An 18,238-nucleotide genomic window follows, 5' to 3' on the forward strand; every position below is an offset into this window, starting at 1 on the left:
AATTTTTTTCTTCGACTCATCGCAGTAAACAAATCAGAGCGTGGGCCTTTGTTGTGATCCTGTTCCCTGTTCCCTATTCCCTGTTCCCTGTTTTTCTGCTGCTCGCAACTTGGCGCTTCTTGAGCGTGGGTTGCGATCCGTTTCTTCTTCGCTGGCGGTGACCGGTTTCTTAGTCAGCAGCTCAACGATTCCCTTGTGCGCGTATTCGCGCAGAATATCTTTCGCGATGCGATCTTCCAGCGAGTGAAAGCTGATGACGACCAGTCGTCCGGAGGGCTTAAGCAACGATGGCGCGGCCTCCAGCAGCGTCCGAATTTCGTCCAACTCGCGATTCACATAAATCCGGAGCGCCTGGAACGTGCGCGTCGCCGGATGAATCTTGTCCTGTTTCATTGCCGGGGCGGCTGAGGCAACAATCCGGGACAACTGCCCGGTAGTTGCGATTGGCCGCCCGCGAACAATGGCTCTGGCGATTCTCCGCGACCTCCTTTCGTCTCCGTATTCGTAAATAAGGTCGGCAAGCTCGCGCTCGTTCGCCTCATTCACCACTTGTGCGGCGGTGGGACCCGATCGCGTATCTTGCCGCATATCCAGGGGTCCGTCCGCCATAAAACTGAATCCTCTACGCGCTTCGTCGAGCTGCAGACTGCTGACACCAAAGTCGGCCAGGATGCCGTCGAGCGAGGCCGGTCCGACATGGTCGCCAATGGAACTGAACGCATCGCCGATCAGCGTGATTTGAGGCGCCTGGCTACCGAGTTCGCTTGCGACCTGGTCGAGGCGGGCTTTTGCAAGCTCGAGTGCCTCTGGATCGCGATCGAAGCCGATCAGGCGTCCTTGTGGGCCAAGACGGCGGACGATTTCTGCCGCATGGCCGGCAAGGCCGAGGGTGCAGTCTGCAATGACGCTGCCTGCGCGTACATTGAGAAACTGAATCGCATCTTGTAAAAGAACCGGCACATGACGTTCGCTTTGCTTCGACATGTGCTCCCCCTGAGGGGCTGAACCCTAGTTCTTGTGGCGAAGAATTTCCGCCATTGCCTTGCGATCGTCGGCGGTTAACTGATTGGCCGCCAGATTCTGTTCAAAAATCTCCCGGTTATGAACTTCGAGATACGTCCTCATGCCAAATACCGTGACTTCGCCATCGAGCCGGGCCGCATTGCGGAGGATCTGGGGGAGGAGCAGTCTTGCCTGGTTATCCATTTCCACCTGCTGGCCGTAGTAGCTGGTCACGTTGAGATACTTGCGAACCGCGTCGTCCATGGTGCTGGAGTCGGCGAGCTGCTGCTCCCTTTTCTCCCACTCGGGCAGCGGCCAGATCTCGGCGCTCTTGCCATCGGTGGAGGTGACATAAAACTGGGTTACACTGGTGGCGTCAACCAGCTGCTTGAAGGCGGAAGGCAGTTTAAGCCTTCCTTTTTCATCGACTTTCGCTGGATGATTGCCTCGAAACATACTTTCCGTTCGCCTCGTCCTGGGTTGCTATGGCTGGTTCCGAACCTGGGTTGGAGCTTCGGAATCGACCCTGAAGAGGAGTAATCTTGATTTGGAAGTAAGCTCTTAGGTCCCTTTTGCTCCACTCCACTCCACTTCAGACACGATAATAGCCCACGAAGATTTCCACACCAATGGCAATTTCTGTCGAAATCCTGCAACTTTAGGGGGTTAGGAGCGAAACCGGCATGAATTCCGTTTCCAGGAAGCTTCTAATAGGGCAGCGCAGACGCTGACCACAAGATATGGTGTTTATTGTTTTGAGTACCTTGGACGGAAGCCCCTTCTCAAAAACCTCATTTGGCTATATAGGAGAACAAAAAGCGAAACACGCTTATATGATCGAACGATCCCGTTAAAGCGCTGGTTCCTGCCGCATAAGAAAAGTCAGGACTCGTCGTTTCCAAACGGTGTAGCCTGCGCCTGTCAGGTGTATCCCGTCCACTGTGTACCGGCCAGCGAGTTCGTTGTTTTCCAACAGATCGTCATGAACATTGATATAGAAGAAGGATTTGTTGTCGGCATAGCCACTGATTGTCTGGTTCATCTCTCGAACCCACTGATTCAGCCGAGGGCCGCCATTCCGTCCAAGCATTTCAACAAAGGATCCCGTAGAGAGCACGGGAAGCACGCTCTGCATGTAGACCGCGGTGGCTGGGTCTGCTTTGTGGATCGTATGGAGAATCTGTTGATATCGCCCGGCAGCAGCGGCGACGCTTGATCCTTCTACAGCGTCGTTGATTCCGATCATGAGATAGATGGCTTTGGGGTGAAGAGCCAAAACGGTATCGAGCCGATTCAGAACATCGACCGTGGTGTCGGAGCTGATGCCACGATTGAGAACCGGTGCATCGAGCAATTCATTCCACTCACACAATTCAGTCAGGCTGTCGCCGAGAAACACGGTTGGAGATTGGGCGGACGATGGTTCGAGCGTCTTAAACAGGGACCGGCGCACGCGGCTCTCGATTGTGGCGTTGGCTGCGATGGGAGAAGGGGTACCAAAGCGTTCGATAAAGCGGGCCACTCCTCCATGCTGGCGCACATAAAACACATAAAGCGCCCCAGTTGCCCAAAAAAGCAGATTTGCGAGAAGCGAAACAAAAAGGAGAACGCCCAAATTGCGTACTTTGCTCATGGCAGGATTCTAGTTGAGATAACAGCGGTCGAAGATGCTCCCTGGTGGCGCTGAGCTCATCGCAGTTCCCCGCTTGCGATCAGGCGCCGCACAACGAACAGCGACCCGGACGGATTGAAATGATCTCGGTCATTCATCAGGGGGACGGTCCGCGCAGCATCCGCGTATTCGATGCACGTGCCGCCCTCGCACAGCGAATCGTACAACGACACAAACGGGACATGCCACTTGTCTTCCACGACGTTGCGCAAACGGGCATCCAGCGTGCCCTCCGCGCGTACAAGGTGCTTGCCGGCCAGGTCAGACTCGTGCCAGGCGACGGAGTAAGCAAGAAGGCGCGCCAGCGGTGCATCGTAAGACGGGACACACCCCATGACGACGACTGGTACCTGGTGCATTTTGGCCCACGCCAGAGTCTCCTCAAGAGGTGCGACGCTTCCTGCATTCCACTTCGCCTCAAGAATCAATGCCTGCACCGGATGACTGGGCAGGTAGGTCTCAAAAACATAATCCATCACGTTGCGGCAAAGGCCGGGCATGGCATGGTGAAGCGTCGGCTCGCAACCGCCGACAGTAGCCTGCATGACATTGACGTTGGGGAGAGATTCGGAAAGCGCGAGCCAGACAGCCGCCGCGTGACTATCTCCTATCAGCAGATAATTCTTTCGCGCCGGGTCTTCTCGAAGGCATGAGTCCAAGTTGAATGTTGTTACCTTGTTCTGATCGAGAAAGCACGTTCCAAGACGCATCGCTTTCTCAGCACTCTCGAGCGCGTCTCCGCGGTCGAGATAGGACGCGATCTGGTTGGTCTGCGCGGAAAAACGCCCCGGCAGACCTCGAGAGGAAAGCACAAGGGATGAAAAAGCGACGCAGACTAACATGACCGCTGCGGCCGTTGCAAACAAGTGCGAACCGGCCAGACGCAACTTTCCCTTGCGAAAGGGCCGTTCTACGAATCTCCAGGAAAGGATTGCCAAAGCGAACGACACCAGCAAGATCACAAGGTGTTCGAAGCGGCCTACAGAAAGCAGCCCGCCGAAGTGCCGCTCGAATTCGGAATTCAAGTCAACCAGTCCCATCTGGTAGACGATGAGGACTGGCCAATGCCACAGGTAGAGCGAATAGGAGATTAATCCGACAAACACAAGCGGACGCCATGCCAAGAGCGAGTAGACGGCGCTTCGCCCTGAATCCCCGGCCCCGATGATCAGCGCGGAACCAAGGCAAGGGAGCAGTGCGCTCGGACCCGGGAAGAGCGTTCCACCGGTGTACTCGAAATCCGCGCACGCGATCATGACCCGCCCCGCAAGCGCAGCCAGGTCGCGCATCCAACGCGATTGCATCTCAGGAAACATCCCCAGCGATAGCATGGTCCCCAGCAGCAGCTCCCATGCGCGCGTATATGGCATGAAAAAGGCGGTGACAGGGCTGAAGATCACGACCACTATGCTGCTCAACAAGGAGGCAGCAAAGAGAAATACCACGGAAACCCTGAGCCACTGGGCGAAGAACCGGCGGACCAGCACGAGGAAGATCGGGAAAAGGATGTAAAACTGCTCCTCAACGGCCAGTGACCAGGTGTGCAGCAGAAGATCCGGATTGTGGACATCAAAGTAGCCGCTGTGTTGCCAAAAATAGAAATTTGACGCTGAAAAGGTGGCCGCAAGCATCGATTTGCTCAAGTCGACCAATTCGGCGGGGAGCAAGAATGCCACGCCAAATGCTGAGAGCAAGAGCAGCATGGCGAAGAGCGCCGGGAAGATACGCCGAATACGCCGCTCATAAAAACCAATCACCGAAAAACGGGCGCCCGCAACCTCAGAAAAAACAATGGAACTTATCAGGTAGCCGGAAATCACGAAGAATACGTCGACCCCAACAAAACCGCCAGTCAGATGAAAGATGCCGAAATGAAATGCGATGACACTGAGGACGGCTACCGCCCTCAAACCGTCAATATCGGGGCGATATACCAGCGCGTTCTTGTGAAGCGTCTAATTGCGCATTCTTCTAAGTTAACCTGCGAGTTTCGGTGTCAATGGACTGCCCGATGATCTGCTGCGCTGGAGAAATCGCTGGTGCAGATATCCTCGCGGTTGCTGGCCCAACGCTTGCCGGCCCTCAACGAGCCCAGTCGCAACGGGTGCTGTGAAAGCAAGGGAAAGTGGACTGGACGGGGAGGGAACAAAAAGCGAAACTACTCCGCTGGATTCGGTTCAACGGGCTTGCGTCGGCGGGAGACGATGTTCATCAAGTAGGCGAATACCAGCACATTCACCACCAGAAGGCCAACGCGCACCCAGGTGAGCCGGTGGAAGATCTCGAATATCTCCCAGGGCAGGAATGATGCGGTAATGGCGAGGGTGAGGAACTCACCCCAGGCTTTTTCGAGATAGAGGCCGATGCCCTCAGCCAGGCCGAGCGCGGCGTAGCTGAAGGCCAGGGCGCCGATTCGCTTGAGAAGCGGATCGTTGACGAGGGATGCCCTGTCGTAGAGGAAGTTGACGAATTTGGATTCAGGGTTGAACCGGAGCAGATCGCCCAGATGACTGATGACGTCGTCGATGTCCTTGTGCAGAAGACGCAACGCACCCACGCCGACCGCAATAAACATCAGGGCCAGAAGGAACTTGTATGCCGCGATGAGCACCAGCCAACGATTGTGTTTCTGGCGCTCCTGGTCGAGCTTCCGATTCGAATCAGTCATGCTCTCCGGCAGTTCGGAACCTGAACGAACCGTCAATTTCATCTTACGTGAGGGTGCGCCCGGGAGTTCACCGGAGCGCAGCGGGGCGGCCATCTCCGCCTGAAGCACAGCAGCCTTTTCCCGACCGCCCAAGCCGAGATGTTTTGTGAACTGGGTCAAAGTCTTGCCTGATCCCTCGACTCCAATAGATGCGCTGAAGTGTTCCATGAGAGTAGTCAATTCCCCCATGGGGAGGCAACAAAGCAGGCTTCATGCGCGCACGATACTCGTAACCGCGGTAACCCCGATCGCGTTTTTCCTTCATGTCGGAATCCCCGATGGCCGAAAACGACCTGTTCCAGGGGAAGATTGAGGCATTTTTCAGTGGATGATGGCAACTCAGGAGGTGCAGTCTGCCCAGGATGCTCGATATGGCCGGGCGGCACAAGGCATAGGATTTCCGGAAGGATGGCTCAGCCGCCGACACCATCGCGAGGAGGCTATCTGCGCAATTTCAGCAGCGCCTCGCGGTCCATCACATTACCGTCGACAATCAGGGTAGAGATGCGGCGTGCATTCCAGATATTCGATGTGGGATCGGCATCGAGAACGAGGATATCGGCGCGCCGGCCCGGCGCAATCTGCCCCAGCTCATTCCAGCCGAATTGAATGGAGTAATTATTGGTCGCGGCGGCAAGGGCTTCGCGGGGCGACAGTCCGATGCGCACCAGCATTTCCAGTTCAGTGTGCAGCGATATACCGGGCATGGTGCCCATGATGGCTGCTCCGGAGGCCGCAAGGTAATGCGGGTAGGCGCTGAAGATGGCCTGATTGATGCGCCACCAGCGCATGGCCGACTGATCGGCTTTCTTGCGCTGGCTCTCTTCCATCCACCGTACCGAAATGTTGGGGAGATGGCGCGCCCAGGGCGCGAGAGGATAATCAAGCTCGCCCGTCGAGCGATTCGAAGGCATATACATGTTGACGGGATTCAGAATCGACGCTGCGGGCTCCGTCCACAGATTGCGATGATTGGGAAGGTTGAGGTAGTAGAGGCTGAAGGTGGGCATCAACGCGGAGTGGTGTGCTGCGATGAAGTGGCCGTAGTTGCGAAAGTGCGGATCGGTGGGCGGCAGGTGTTCCGCGTAGTCGTACGCCGTGGAAGCGGCCGCGCCGTAGGGATCGCCAACCAGGGGACGCTGCAGTTCGTCGGGAATCACGCCCAGTTCGTATCGCCCCATGTGCAGCAGCACGTCCACCCCGGAATCGATGCCCACCGTATACGGCGTGGAGATGAACTCCCCATAGGTGACAAGGCCGAGCTGATGCGCGCGGGTAATGATCCATTGCGCGTTGGCAGCGGTGATATCCCACCCCAGCCAGAGCACGCGCGTGCCAAGATGCGCAGTGGCATTGATCTGTCTCGCGGTATCTTCGGGGCTCAGTTCCGCGGGATGCGCGCCTTCATGGAGTTTCTCAGTCCACTCGCCGTGGCCCATCAGCAGACTCCAGTTGTCGGTGGTTCCAACGGAGTCGAGCAGGTAAAGATGCGGACTGGGATTTGCAGAAAAGTCGATGTGCCCGCGGTGGTAGTCTCCACTCGCGACAATGGTAGTGACGCCCATGTAAAGATCGGCGTTGGCCTGCCCCTGGCTGTTCATCCCGGTAAATCCGTCGATGAGACCGGGGATGAGATATTTTCCGGTGCAGTCGATGACGTCAGCGCCCTTGGGGACCGGAATGAGGAATCGCGAGCCGACGTCGGTGATTTTGCCGTTCTCGATAATGACGATGGAGTTCTGCTGATCGAGCGCGGAGCGGCCCCAATCCGTGACGTCGATGATGGTGCCGCCGACGAGAACGAGGGCCGGCGGAGGTGGGTTGGGAACGACCGGCGCTGGATTCTGCGCTGAGCCCGAGATGCCGCACGACAGCGCGAGAAGCATCCATGTCAGCACAATTCGATTTGGTCGCATACGAAAAATGTTACGCACTGAATTGTCGCACACGGCCATGTCGGGTTAGATGACGCGATTGCCATTACGAGAATGATTCGTTGATTCAGCCGCACTCAAGAAAAGGTTATGAGATGACGATCGGCTTTCGCCGGCATTCGATCCTTCGCGAGAAGTTTTCAACTCGCGACCAGCGTGCGGCGCTTGCGCGAGTGCAGCAGGGGCAGCACCTGCGTATATGCGTCGTCGACGGTGAGACCGTATTTTGCGCGGAGCGACTCGATCTTTCCGTGCTCGATGAACTGGTCGGGCCAACCGATGCGGACAACGGGAACGGCAATGCCGATATCCTGAAGTGCCTCGATGACGGCTGAGCCAAAGCCGCCCATCTTGACATGATCTTCAAAGGTGACAAACGCTGCAACGCAGCGCGCATAGACAGCGAGCATCTCGCGGTCAATGGGCTTCACGAAGCGCGGATTGATGACCGCGGCTGAAAATCCATCGCGCTCGAGGCGATCGCCGAGTTCGCGCGCAAGTGTCGTCATGGGACCGAGTCCGAGAATCGCAACGTCGGAGCCGTCGGTGAGCACCTGCGCTTTGCCGACGGGGATCGGTTGCGGATAGGGTTTGCATTCGACGCCAACCACGGCACCGCGCGGATAACGAATCGCGCTGGGACCGTCGATGGTAAGCGAGGTCGCCATCATGTCGGCGAGTTCGTTTTCGTCCTGCGGAGCCATCAGCACCATCTCGGGAATGCCGCGCAGATAGCTGATGTCGAACAAGCCGTGGTGCGTCGGACCATCGTCGCCAGAGAGGCCGGCGCGATCCATGCAAAAGGTCACAGGCAGCTTTTGCAGGGCAACGTCGTGCACAACGGGATCGAAGGCGCGCTGCAGAAATGTAGAGTAGATGGCGCAGAACGGACGGAATCCGCGCGTCGCCATGCCGGCGGCAAACACCACCGCATGCTCTTCTGCGATGCCGACGTCGAAGTAGCGTTTGGGATGGTGCGGCCGGAAAAGATCGAGGCCGGTGCCATTGGGCATAGCGGCCGTGATGGCGACAACGCGCTCGTCCTTGTCGGCAATTTTCGCGAGGGTGCCCGCAAACACTTCAGCGTAGGTCGGCAGGCCGGCAGGCTTGGTCATGCCGGTTTCAGGATCGTAGGGGCCGAGGCCGTGAAATTTCTTCTGGCCGTCGAGGGCGGGCTGGAATCCGCGCCCCTTCTGTGTGAGCACGTGCAGCAGGACGGGCCGATTCTCGGCCTTGAGGAACTTGAATGTCTCGATCAGAAGCGGCAGATTGTGTCCGTCGATGGGTCCGAAATACTGCAGGCCGAATTCCTCAAACATGATGGAAGGCCACAACATGCTCTTCGCGGCTTCTTCGGCGCGGCGTACAACTTCAACCGCAGTCTTGCCGCCAATCTTTTCCACAATGCGGCGCGCGGAATCGTGCAGCCGGTTGTAGTGCTCGTTGGTGACGATGCGGTGAAAGTAGCGCGCGATGGCGCCAACGTTGCGGTCGATGGACCACTCGTTATCGTTGAGTACGACGATGAGGCGCTTGGTCTGGTCGGCAATGTTGTTGAGCGCCTCGAAGGAGATGCCGTTGGTGAAGGCGGCGTCTCCGGCGACCGCAACCACATTCTCGTTACCACCCGCAAGATCGCGCGCAACGGCCATGCCCAGCGCAGCAGAGAGCGCCGTGCCTGCGTGGCCGGCACCGTAGCAGTCGTGCTCGCTTTCAGTGCGGAGCATGAAGCCGTTGAGGCCGCCGGGCTGGCGGATCGTCGCGAAGCGATCGAGGCGGCCCGTAAGAATCTTGTGAATGTAGGCCTGGTGGCTGACGTCAAAGAGGATTCGATCCGTGGGAGTGTCGAATACGGTATGGAGCGCGAGAGTCAGCTCGACAACACCGAGATTGGGTCCGAGATGGCCGCCTGTTTTCGAAAGCGTCTGGATGAGGAATGCACGAATTTCCTCGGCCAGTTCCGTCATCTGGGCGGGATTGAGAAGCTTGAGGTCGGCGGGCGAGTGAATCGTCTCGAGCAATGCTCCCATGTTCACCCTTTCCCCGGGAAAAGCCGGGCGACCGTGGCAATCAGCCCTCATCGGGCTACCGCTTGAGAAGCCAGCTTTGCCAACCAAGAGTATACCAATGGGGCAGTTTCCGGCGCTGTGATGTTGGACGCGATTTGAGCCCTAAGGTATTGCTGTGATGGGAGAAAACGCCGACCTGCCTTTCGCACGATTCGGCCCGATTGTGTACGATTTTGAGTGGAAGACAGGTGTGCCGATGAAGGTGTTGCGGTTTGCAGGGGCAGTAAGTCGAGGATTTCTGTGCGGTGTAATGATTGTTGGACTTCTGGCATGTGCAAGTTCGCGGCCTTCGTGGGGTCAAATACCCCTCCCAGGAGAGCAACCGCAAGCGAATCAGGCGCCGAACCCCCTGATGGATCCGACGACGAACCCTGGGAAGGTGTTGCTGTTCGATCTGGACGCGCGCTTTGCCAAGGATGTGCTCGCGCGCGGCGGCGCGGCATTTGCCGACTGGTTCGCACCGGATGGCGTCGCGCTGAACAACGGTCAGGCTCCGTTGGAAGGCCTGGTGGCCATCGCGAAGTCGGCCAACTGGGATCCTAAGGTTTATCAACTTACGTGGACCACCACCGATGCGCAGATGGGGCCATCAGGCGATATGGGCTATACATGGGGACACTTTGAAGGCCACAGCAAAGATGCCGCCGGCAACCCAGTGACAACCTCGGGCCGGTACATCACGGTCTGGCGCAAAGAGAAGGACGGCAGTTGGAAGGTAGCGCTTGACGCCGGCGCGAACGAGCCTGCCTCTGCAGGCGATTGCTGCAAGCTGCCTAATTCCTGAATTAGATTTGATACCACGAAGCTCCAATCTCCCATGTTTCCGGGTGGGGTTCCACCCAATGACTCACCGTAGTTCAGTCCGCGCAGCTTTCAATGGAGACGCCGATGGCGGAGGCAACAAGAGATAGAGAGAAGCTGAAGAAGCTGTCATCAATCTGCCTCGCCCTTCCCGAAGTCGTGCGCGAAGACCAGAGATCGCACGCGAGCTTCAGGGTTGGGAAGAAGGTCTTCGTCTACTACCTGAACGATCATCATGGCGACGGCATCGTGGGCTTCTGCTGCAAGGCATTGCCCGGCGACAACGAACGCCTGATTGCTTCCAATCCGCGAAAGTTTTATATGCCGGCCTATGTTGGCCCGCGCGGCTGGGTAGGCCTGCGCCTCGACCGGCCCACAGTCGATTGGTCGGAGGTTAAAGAGCTGGTCCAAGGAAGCTACATGCAAACCGCCCCGAAGAAATTGCTCCGCCTCATCGAACCATCCTGATTCACTGGGAAAGAAACGCCTTCATTGACCTCTAAAAGTGAACGGGACTTCCGAAAAAGATTTAAAACCGTCAGAATGGTGAGTGGACTCCACGCCGACATATAAAGCCCGGCCCCTCGCCGAAACTATCCGTCCTGCGCGCCTCTCCTTGCGTGCAAGCCGGGCGAAGCGCGTGCTGACCGCCATTTTGGCGCTTGTGGTTTGTCCGCTTGCCGTGGCACAAGCCCCTCAGCAAGATAGTCAGGCCGCGAATCCGGGTAGCGCCAGTCTCGGCACCCCTACCACCGTGCACGGCATCGTCCGCAATGGCGCATCCGGCGATCCGCTGCCGAGCGCGCTGGTGCGCATCAATGGAGACGCATCGACCGGCGTGCTGACCGATGGCGATGGCCGCTTTGAAATTCCAGACATTCCCTCCGGCCCGCAGGATTTCACCGTCGTCAAGCCGGGATTCATTGACCAGGTTGAAGCCGCCGCGGACAGCGACGCGCGCAATCAGCACGGCTTTGGTCACAACGTCATGGTCATTTCCCAGATGGGCGACATCGTATTCACGATGGTGCCGTTGAATTCCATTGAGGGAATGATTCAGCTCTCCACCGGCGACGTGGCCGAGGGCATTCAGGTTACGCTGCTGCGGCGGACGGTGCAGGATGGGCGCGTGGTATGGCAAACGGAGTTGGGCGCCAAGACCAACGTCGAAGGCATATATCGCTTCGGTGAGCTTTCCGATGGATTGTATGCGGTCTACACCGAGCCCACGATGGAAAGCAACTCAGCCACCAATCTCGTGGAAACCGGCAGCGGAAACAACGTGGAACGCGAAGGATACGCAAGCACCTTCTACCCCGATGCGCGCGACCTCGCGGGAGCGGCGAAGATCAAAGTCGCAGGCGGCGAGCAGGCGCAGGCAAATATCAACCTGACGCTCGAGCCTTTTCATTCCGTCACTGCGACGGCAACCATGCCGAAGGCGAGCACCGGCGCGGCAGACGACGTTGCTGTGCAGGTGATGAATGCGCAGGGACACTCCCTGCCGTACCCGGCTCAATACGATGCAGCAACGCATATGGTGCAGGCGAACCTGCCCGATGGCGCCTACACTTTTCTCGCGAGTCTGCAGACGAATATGCCGCATGTCGTGTCAACCCGAAACGGAGAAGTCCTGAATCTGGCTACAGCGTCTCCGCGCCCCGTCCGAGGCGAAGTCAGCTTTGCGGTCGCGGGCCGTGCGGTTTCCGGATTGCAGGATCCATTGTCAGAGCTAGGCGGCAACTCGATTCAGGTGATCATGACCCGGAATCCAAACAGCAGCGCGAAGACAGGTGATCCGAACATTTATGTCACGCTCACCCAGACCGGCGGATGGATGGGCGATGGAATGGTCGGCGCCTATGCAGAAGGTTCCGGCCTGGCGCCGCTGCAGACGCAGCACCCTCCGCCGGGTTCCTACTGGGTGCATATCGCTATCGGTTCAAAGACGGTGTGCGAAGGTTCATTTACGGCAGGCGGCGCAAGTCTTGCGCGGGAGCCTCTGGTGCTGAACAGTTCGGGAACCACGGCTCCGCTGGTGCTCTCGCTACGGGACGATTGTGCCGCACTTACACTTTCTCTGCCCGGTTCTGTGGGCAGCGCCGCAGGCGAGGAGCCGTTTTACACCGCGTATGTAGTTCCCGACTTCGACTCGACCGAGGATGTGGTGCCGCAGACATTGCGGCTCTCTACGGGCGGCAGAATCAAGATCACCGGACTTACTCCTGGTAACTATCACGTGTATACCTTCGACCGGCTCATTGCGCTCGCCTATCGCGATCCGGCAGTGCTGGCGTCGCTGCCGGGGCAGGCAGTAACACTCTCCCCCGACGCCGATGCCGATCTCACGCTTGAGGTGCCGCAGCGATGAGAGCTGAAGTATTTGCTTTCCGCATCGCTACTGGCAGTCTCGCGGGAGTTTTGGCGTTCAATGCATTGCTCGCGACCGCGCAGAATCGACAAGGCTACTCAAGAACCGCGGCGAGCGCAACAACGTCAGACCCTTACCGCATCGCCGGCACTCTGGTGAATGCGGCAACGGACGAGCCCGTGCGCCGCGCAACCGTCGAAGCACTTGAAGAAGCCGACAGCAGGGCCGTGGCCTCATGTGTCACCGATAACGAAGGACATTTCGCGCTCACAGGCCTTGCAGCTGCGAAATATCAATTGACCGCATCGAAACGCGGATTTCGCACCGCCTTCTACGACGAGCACGACGAGTTTTCGACCGCCATCGTGACCGGCCCGGATCAAAACACAACGCAACTCCGATTCAAGCTGATGCCGGGTGCCGTGTTGCACGGCAACATAACCGGTGACGACGGCGAACCGGTAGCGAATACGCGCGTGATGTTGTTTCAAACGCCCAAACATTCGGCCGAAGGTGCGCGCACGATGCAGGTCGATGCCACCACGACCGACGATACGGGCGCGTACGAATTTGGCAACCTTGCCGCCGGGGAATATCTGTTGGCCGTGATGGCGGAGCCATGGTACGCCGTCCACGAAGGTTCCACCGCCCGAGCGATTGACGGCTCTCCGGCAAAACGAAATCCAGCGCTCGACGTGGCCTATCCCGTCACCTACTTCGATTCGACCACCGAAGAAGGATCGGCGACGCCGCTCGTGCTGACAGGCGGAAGCCGTGAAGAGGCGAACATCAGTCTGCACGCGGTGCCGGCGCTGCACATTCAAATTGATTCAGCGGGCAGACCCGATCGTGCCGGCGTCGCACCCAACCTGCAGCAAACGGTCTTCGGCTTGCCCGTTGGATTGGAGGGAGGCGGCAATATCTCAGGGGACAGGCAGAACGGCGCGATGGAGATTACGGGCATCGCACCGGGACATTACGAACTTACGCAGGGCGATCCGCCCCGCATCGCGGAACTTGATCTCTCGTCGAGCCAGCAGGTGGATCCAAACGCGGGCAGCGCCGCACTCGCGGTGACCGGCAGGCTGCGCACGGCCTCGGGCGCTCCGGTACCTGGAGATCCGACCATCACCCTTGCGCGCATGGACCGAGGAACAGGGCAGCCCGTGTTCGCAACACAGGCGCACCGGGGACAATTCGCATTTGACGGAGTTCCGGCGGGCCAGTGGGCGGTGATGGCGACGGGCGAAGGCACATTCAAGCCGGTTGTGGCGGTATCGGTGGGAGGCGTGCAGCGGGCAGGAAATCTCGTAACCCTCCGCGACCGCGCGACGAATCTTGTCGTCACGCTCAGCGATGCGGAGACACGCGTCGAGGGATATGCGCGGAAGAATGGAAAGGGATTTGCGGGGGCGATGATCGTGCTGCTCCCCAGGAATCCGGCGCTCTGGAAGGCACTCACGCGCCGCGATCAATCCGACTCCGACGGTAGCTTTGCGCTGCAGAATGTCGCTCCGGGAGAGTACACGGTGGTTGCCATCGAGGATGGCTGGCCGATCGATTGGACCAGTCCTGCGTCGATGGCCCGCTACCTTCCCGCCGGGACGAGCGTCACAGTATCAGAGAAATCAGGCGCGCTGATCCATTTAGCTTCATCGGTAACCGTCGAGACGCCCTGATGCGCTTCGGAATCTGATGCGTTTCGGAAATCTGACGCGTTTCGGGAATCCGGGTGCGAGCAGGTAGTCTATGAGGGTACCTTTTTGATTGGCGGCACCGGGGCGGCGGAAGCCAGCGTTGGCTGATGCGCCCCACCATGGTGTTGAGGAGAATCTGCATTGATGAGTAAGAAGTTACTTTCCTTTTTGGCCGCGGCTTCGGCCATTGTTCTTCCCTTCTCTGCTGCAGGCCAGGTCGCCCCTGAGCGCGCACCCAAGGATTTGACGGGGCCGGATTACAAGTACGAGGCTTACGTCGGCTACGGCTACACAAGTTTGAACCAGGTGAACCAGTCGCGCAGCGGCTTGCAGGGTGTCAGCGCCTCGGTCATGCGCGATCTGGGCGATCACTTTGGCGTGAAGGTAGACGGCGGCCATTACGCATGGGCAGTCACGGCCACCAACGCCGGGCATCCAACCGTGGATTTGTTCCTGGCGGGCCCCGTCGCTCATGCCAATCTCTTTGAAAAATGGAGCGCCTACGCTGAAGTCCTGCTGGGCGGAGCGCACACGGGCGGTGTCACCATTCAACCGAAAGTATCCTTCGCTGGCGGCTTTGGTATGGGCGTCGACTACAACAAAACTGCGCGATGGTCGATCCGCGCTTTCGGCGATGACATTGGATCGTCATTCACTCTGACTCCCTACCAGCCGGGCGACTCGCCTCACATGCGCTGGAATGCGCGCGCGGGCATCGGAGTGGTGTACCACTTCTGATTGCCGATTACGCACAACGGAAAGGCGGAGGCTCCAGCTTCCGCCTTTGTTGCTGCGCAGCCGTTTAGATCGCAGGTTCGGTTCCAACGCGGTACGTGAGTGAAACGATGCCGCTGGGGAATGTCCGCGAGTCCTTGAACTGAAGCGGCCAGCGCCGTCCTGCGGGAATGAGTGGAATTCCGCCTCCAAGCAGCACCGGAATGACGGAGACTTCGACGCGGTCGACCAGCCCTGCATCGAGCAGGCCGCGAAAGGTTGTACCGCCGCCGAAGAGCCAGATGTCCTTGCCGGATGCGCGCTTCAATTCCGCTACCGTGGCAGGCAAGTTCGAACCCACGATCGTTACCTCGCGATGCTGTTCCGGGTCAAGCGTCGTGGAGGCGACAAAGACCCTCATGCCGAGTTCTTTCGGAGAGCGGCCTTCGCGAATCATGAACTCATAACAGTGACGTCCCATCACCACGGTGTCGAACTGGCGAAAGATTTCACCGAAGTCGATGGTGGGGTCGCGAACGATCCAGTCGTACTCCCCCTTCGGGCCGGCGATAAAGCCGTCGAGGCTGGTGGCTACGCTGTAGACGAGCTGACGCATGGTTGCATGAAAAGAATACCGCCTGACCTTGACTATTTCCTTAGTTCAATCGCGAACACCTGGCCATCAACACTCTTGTCGGTGGTTTCGGCATACTGCACCTGCGCCTTCATCCCGTTGAGGTCCTTGCATGGATTCATGGATCCGTTAAATGTGAGTCCGACAACCGTAAAGTCGATTTTCGTAAAGTCGTTGCTGTAGACCTTCACCGTGCTCTTCGCGCCTTCCACCTGAATCTCCATCACAGACGGATAGCTGCAGGTAATCTGACGCATGACGCCCACGAAGGTGTGCTTCGGCCCATTGGCTTCGTCGGGATGCCTGGGTGCGCTTTTCACATCAACGATCTCCGTAACCGGTTGGCCCTGTCCTCCGTTCTCGTCGTGCGCCTTCTCAGCCCGCGCCTGCGCCTGTTGGAGCTGGTTGAGTTGGTCGATGCGCATTTGCACCAGCTCGGCCTGGCTGCGATTGCGCGCCAGCTTCGATGCGATCTGCAGTATCGCAATCGCGTCGGCATAATGACCCATGCTACTTGCAACGTTGGCCGCATTCACGCGAAAGTACAGGTTGCCGGGATCGAGTCTCACGGCGTTGTTGGCCAGCGATGATGCCTCGTCGAGATTCGCATGGCGCATGACCAGGAACGCCGCCAGTCCGTCGTAGGCCGGCCCGAACTTCGGATTCAGTTGGATCGCTGCCCTGTAACTCCACTCGATCGCCGCGTCGTCACCGCTTCCCCCGCTTCGCATGGAGATGGTTGCGAAGTAGTAGTTCGCCAGGTAGCTCTTTGAGTCGAGCTTGACGGCCTCGTCATACCACTTGCGCGCGGCCTGGGTATTGCCGGAATGAAGTTCGATGCCGCCCATCGTTTCCATCGCGCGCACATTGTTCGGATCAGTCTTCAAGATCGCGTCGATGATCTCGCGGGATTCCTTTTCGCGCTGCACCTGGGCGAGAATCTCCGCGCGATCGGCATCGGCGTCAACCTGCGAGAGGGGCTTCACCGTGAACGAGGCTTCATCAATTTTCGCGGCGGCGCTTTGCATGATGAACTGCTTGTACTGGCTCGCGTGTATATAGTTCTCGAGACCCGCCTGCAACCGTTTGAGATCGCCGAATGCTTTTTCCGCGGCGACTACCGAATCTTCGTGGTGCGCCATCAGGTTCAGGTAAGTCTGGAGCCGCTCGGTCTTGTTCTCCCGATCGGTAATCATCAGCATGTGGGTGAGCGCCCAGGCTTCGGCATAGAAAATGCTGCCCTTCTGCTCTTCGTGATAGTACGGCGAACTGGCGTCGACCTTAAACAAAACGGGAAGGGGGATCAGTGTCTCCTGGCGCAGGAACATGAGCTCATTAACATTGGCCTGGCCGAGAATCACATCCTTTTCGTGAATATCGGTGTTCTGGAAAAACTCCGCCAACCCCTCGTTGAGCCACAGCGGCATCCACGATCCAACACTGCGAAACTGCAGGTGCGTGTACTCGTGATACACGGTCGCGTAGGCGTGCTCCTGCTCAGCGTCGAGACGAACGAGAATGTAGTTCTTGTCCTGCGCGGTCAGGAAATAGCCGGCCAGCGAGAGCTGCCCTTTGGCGAGGTAGGCCTGCGGCTCCACGGACTGAAAAGTCTTCCCGTTCTTCGCCGCGTAGACCTCGATCGGCGTTGGCGGATCGACGTTGAGTTTGGGGAAAAGCGTCTGGAACACCCACCGCATCCGCTCGAACTGATCGAGAATATGCCGTGCCTGCTTTTCGCCGGCGTTCGTCACCACTTGAAAATGACTGCTGCTGACTTCCGTCCATTGGTCGCCGCCCGCCACGGCCGCTGGACACGCACCTGCAAGCACCAAAACGAGAACCAACAGTTTCTTCAGCATAGTTGGCGACAAGTCTAGCAAGATTTGGAAATTTACGAATTACCTTTCGGAAGAAGGGCACTTTTTCGGCCATGTGCCGTCCCGTCGGAGAGCACTTCCGGCCTCGGAGTAGCGCCGGGAGCGGAATACGACTAGCGATCAACGGGCTTGGCAGGCGGCAGAGTGATGTTGGGATTCAGGTGGGTTTTGCCTGCAAGCGCATCCTTTGCCAGTTCTCGGATCTGCGGGTTTTCTTGTGGATCGTTCGCCATTCTCAGCACACGATCTTTCGCCGCCGCGTGATACGCGGTTGTCGAGTCTGCATAAGTCACTACTGCCATTGCACGGACACTTGGGTCAGTATCGTCCAGCCTCATGACTAGATATTGGTTTACTTCTTCGGGAAGGCCAGGCACCCAACCCAGGTGATGCACCAGATCAATCCGCGTCGAAGGGGTGAGATCGCTTCGTTGCAGGAATGCCAATGCGGACTTCAATGCTCCTGGATCTCTCCGACCAAAGGTTAGAAGAGGCCCAATCATCTGCTCACCCGCATCTTGTGGAGTCTGCGGTTTCTGCAGCGCTGTTTGCAGAGCAGACAAGTAGGGTTGGTTATTCGTTCCGGCTTTTCCGATCACGTAATCCATGGCTACGAGAGCACCCCGCTGGACCCCATTGCTGTCCAAAATAGCGGATATCTGTTTGACCCGAGGAATGTTTGAGGAGGCTGATCCCCAGTTACTCTGAAGTGGGTTCCCAGTCAGGACCACCTTCAGAGAAGAAAGGATCAGCCATGCTT

At 58.1% G+C, this 18,238-nt stretch carries 15 protein-coding genes; 5 read left to right on the plus strand and 10 right to left on the minus strand.

Annotation, left to right across the window (positions count from 1 at the left end; genetic code table 11):
- Positions 1 to 33 precede the first annotated feature (33 nt).
- The 7 genes from rsmH to dxs all read right to left on the minus strand — a co-directional run bounded on the left by rsmH (position 34) and on the right by dxs (position 9,345).
- Complete coding sequence (gene rsmH / locus WCA10_RS20795) at positions 34 to 984, minus strand: 16S rRNA (cytosine(1402)-N(4))-methyltransferase RsmH (protein ID WP_472824443.1); 951 nt, start codon at positions 982 to 984, stop codon at positions 34 to 36.
- A 24-nt stretch (positions 985 to 1,008) separates the two neighbouring features.
- Complete coding sequence (locus WCA10_RS20800; protein WP_472824444.1) at positions 1,009 to 1,458, minus strand: division/cell wall cluster transcriptional repressor MraZ; 450 nt, start codon at positions 1,456 to 1,458, stop codon at positions 1,009 to 1,011.
- A gap of 394 nt (positions 1,459 to 1,852) precedes the next feature.
- Positions 1,853 to 2,635 (minus strand): GDSL-type esterase/lipase family protein, encoded by a 783-nt coding sequence (locus WCA10_RS20805; protein WP_472824445.1) that lies wholly within the window; start codon positions 2,633 to 2,635, stop codon positions 1,853 to 1,855.
- 56 nt (positions 2,636 to 2,691) lie between these two features.
- Complete coding sequence (locus WCA10_RS20810) at positions 2,692 to 4,584, minus strand: acyltransferase family protein (RefSeq protein ID WP_472824446.1); 1,893 nt, start codon at positions 4,582 to 4,584, stop codon at positions 2,692 to 2,694.
- 248 nt (positions 4,585 to 4,832) lie between these two features.
- A complete protein-coding gene (locus WCA10_RS20815; RefSeq protein ID WP_472824447.1) occupies positions 4,833 to 5,342 on the minus strand; it encodes a DUF2127 domain-containing protein in 510 nt (169 codons plus the stop codon).
- A 479-nt stretch (positions 5,343 to 5,821) separates the two neighbouring features.
- Positions 5,822 to 7,297 (minus strand): amidohydrolase family protein, encoded by a 1,476-nt coding sequence (locus WCA10_RS20820; protein WP_472824448.1) that lies wholly within the window; start codon positions 7,295 to 7,297, stop codon positions 5,822 to 5,824.
- Between the two features lie 158 nt (positions 7,298 to 7,455).
- A complete protein-coding gene (dxs, locus tag WCA10_RS20825) occupies positions 7,456 to 9,345 on the minus strand; it encodes a 1-deoxy-D-xylulose-5-phosphate synthase (protein WP_472824449.1) in 1,890 nt (629 codons plus the stop codon).
- Between the two features lie 391 nt (positions 9,346 to 9,736).
- Here dxs and WCA10_RS20830 point away from each other — a divergent pair, with 391 nt between their 5' ends.
- The 5 genes from WCA10_RS20830 to WCA10_RS20850 all read left to right on the plus strand — a co-directional run bounded on the left by WCA10_RS20830 (position 9,737) and on the right by WCA10_RS20850 (position 14,991).
- On the plus strand, positions 9,737 to 10,168 hold the full coding sequence (locus WCA10_RS20830) for a YybH family protein (RefSeq protein ID WP_472824450.1): 432 nt from the start codon (positions 9,737 to 9,739) through the stop codon (positions 10,166 to 10,168).
- Between the two features lie 104 nt (positions 10,169 to 10,272).
- Positions 10,273 to 10,653, plus strand: coding sequence for an MmcQ/YjbR family DNA-binding protein (locus WCA10_RS20835; protein ID WP_472824451.1), 381 nt, complete (start codon positions 10,273 to 10,275; stop codon positions 10,651 to 10,653).
- Between the two features lie 172 nt (positions 10,654 to 10,825).
- A complete protein-coding gene (locus WCA10_RS20840; RefSeq protein ID WP_472824452.1) occupies positions 10,826 to 12,556 on the plus strand; it encodes a carboxypeptidase-like regulatory domain-containing protein in 1,731 nt (576 codons plus the stop codon).
- Positions 12,553 to 14,235: a carboxypeptidase regulatory-like domain-containing protein gene (locus WCA10_RS20845; RefSeq protein ID WP_472824453.1), complete on the plus strand. Its 1,683-nt coding sequence runs from the start codon at positions 12,553 to 12,555 to the stop codon at positions 14,233 to 14,235. Before WCA10_RS20840 ends, WCA10_RS20845 begins: the two co-directional genes overlap by 4 nt.
- Before the next feature lie 162 nt (positions 14,236 to 14,397).
- Entirely contained in the window at positions 14,398 to 14,991 is a 594-nt protein-coding gene (locus WCA10_RS20850; RefSeq protein ID WP_472824454.1) for a hypothetical protein, read from the plus strand.
- A 64-nt stretch (positions 14,992 to 15,055) separates the two neighbouring features.
- Here WCA10_RS20850 and WCA10_RS20855 read toward each other — a convergent pair whose 3' ends face one another.
- The 3 genes from WCA10_RS20855 to WCA10_RS20865 form a co-directional block, all read right to left on the minus strand.
- The gene (locus WCA10_RS20855) at positions 15,056 to 15,583 is read right to left on the minus strand and encodes a dihydrofolate reductase family protein (RefSeq protein WP_472824455.1); all 528 of its coding nucleotides are present in this window, start codon (positions 15,581 to 15,583) and stop codon (positions 15,056 to 15,058) included.
- Positions 15,584 to 15,615: 32 nt separating this feature from the next.
- Entirely contained in the window at positions 15,616 to 17,445 is a 1,830-nt protein-coding gene (locus WCA10_RS20860; protein ID WP_472824456.1) for a DUF1570 domain-containing protein, read from the minus strand.
- Positions 17,446 to 17,591: 146 nt separating this feature from the next.
- On the minus strand, positions 17,592 to 18,238 hold a 647-nt coding region (locus WCA10_RS20865), incomplete at its 5' end, for a hypothetical protein (RefSeq protein WP_472824457.1).

This window comes from Occallatibacter sp., assembly GCF_049582745.1.
In the GTDB taxonomy this organism is placed as follows: Bacteria; Acidobacteriota; Terriglobia; order Terriglobales; family Acidobacteriaceae; genus Telmatobacter.